Annotated in this window: 2 protein-coding genes; one reads left to right on the forward strand and one right to left on the reverse strand. The window is 56.9% G+C overall.

What is annotated here, in order from left to right; all coding sequences use genetic code 11:
• Positions 1-222 (reverse strand): hypothetical protein (locus N800_RS16385; protein ID WP_232227687.1); only part of this gene is annotated, 222 nt, incomplete at its 3' end.
• A 411-nt stretch (positions 223-633) separates the two neighbouring features.
• Here N800_RS16385 and N800_RS16020 point away from each other — a divergent pair.
• Complete coding sequence (locus tag N800_RS16020) at positions 634-876, forward strand: hypothetical protein (RefSeq protein ID WP_156963031.1); 243 nt, start codon at positions 634-636, stop codon at positions 874-876.
• The last annotated feature ends 524 nt before the right edge of the window (positions 877-1,400 follow it).

A 1,400-nucleotide genomic window follows, 5' to 3' on the forward strand; every position in this document is an offset into this window, starting at 1 on the left:
GAACCCCCCGCTAGCGTTTGCATCAATTGTTCCGTAACGCCACCAAATGGGCAGCCAGCGCTTTTCATTGGTAGCGCGGTTGATGCGAACGATCGCATCCTCTAGCCATTCCGCGAGTCTGGTATGTGGCTGTTGATAGGACAGGAGTTTCATGCGCAGATCGGCCAGATCGCGAGCCAGGTGAAGTGCGGGGCTTAGCTTCTCTTCTCGGGTGCGATTCATGTTTCCAATGCCGCCTAACGCCTGAATTAAGCCGAGCCGCGAAGCGGCTTCGGCTTGAATGAATTGTTAGGCGGCTGACCCGCCAACCTTGGCAGCAAGTGTATAGCGCCAAGCACAGTAAACGGCTGAGACCAACAGAGCAGCGCCAATGGCCGGAACGAGAACCGGAAGATAGGGCTGCAGAGCTGGCATGAACGGCTCAAGCCAAAACCCTTTTGTGCGGTTGTACTCAGGAGGCGTGACCCATCCGTACTGCGAGTTGAAGTGTGCGAAGAAAGCGCCGAGACCCGCGACCAGGGAATAGGTGCCGCGACGTGCCCATTTGCTCTTCTGGACGTTCACTGTGATCTACCCCAGCCGCCTAACGCTTGAGTTAAGTCGAGTTCAAGCGCGAAGCGATTGAGCTTCGACTTGAACGAACTGTTAGGCCGGTGCAAAGTTGCATGGCTACTGGCTCGCTGGAATGGTATGGCGAGTTCTGACCTCGGCATAGCAGACGACACAGACGATGGTCATGCCATTGAAATCCCTAAAAGCATCCGTCATGTCTCCCTCCAGCTGGAATTTATCCTCGCACAAGTAGCACCATGCCTGCAGGTCACTTGGGTCGCTGCTGTTCTCGACGAATCCGGCTGGAGCAGGCTGCCCTTCTAGCATGTGCTTACAGACCACCGCGGAAACTCGTTCTCCGTGGGGCCCGCAACTAATCATCATTGGCTCAGTCGCTGTCACGTGTCCTGTCCGGCCTAACGCCTGAATTAAGCCGAGCCGCGAAGCGGCTTCGGCTTGAATGAATTGTTAGGCCGCAGCCGACCGCCGGACCTACCTGCCGACAAGCGTAACAAGGCGCTGCCCGAACAAGCCATGGCGCTCCTCGACTAGAACCGAGGTAGATACTGGTGGGAGCGTGGATCGAGACATCGAGAGCCACACCACAGAGCCATCCTCTAGGTGCACCGAGATCGATCCTTTTGACCCGCCCCTAACCTTGCTGCCTAGGACCAGGTCGGAGTGGATCACGGTCCCCCTTAGCACGCGAGGAGTTGACCACGGAGCAGGAACGCTAAGCCACGCTAGCAATACGATGCCGAGTAGCACCACGACAAGGACAAGCTTGGTAGTCCTGGGCTTGAATGACATCGTGCTAGTCCTGCGGCCTAACGCCTGAATTAAGCCGA

The sequence above is a fragment of the Lysobacter daejeonensis GH1-9 genome, from assembly GCF_000768355.1.
GTDB classification, from domain to species: domain Bacteria; phylum Pseudomonadota; class Gammaproteobacteria; order Xanthomonadales; family Xanthomonadaceae; genus Aerolutibacter; species Aerolutibacter daejeonensis.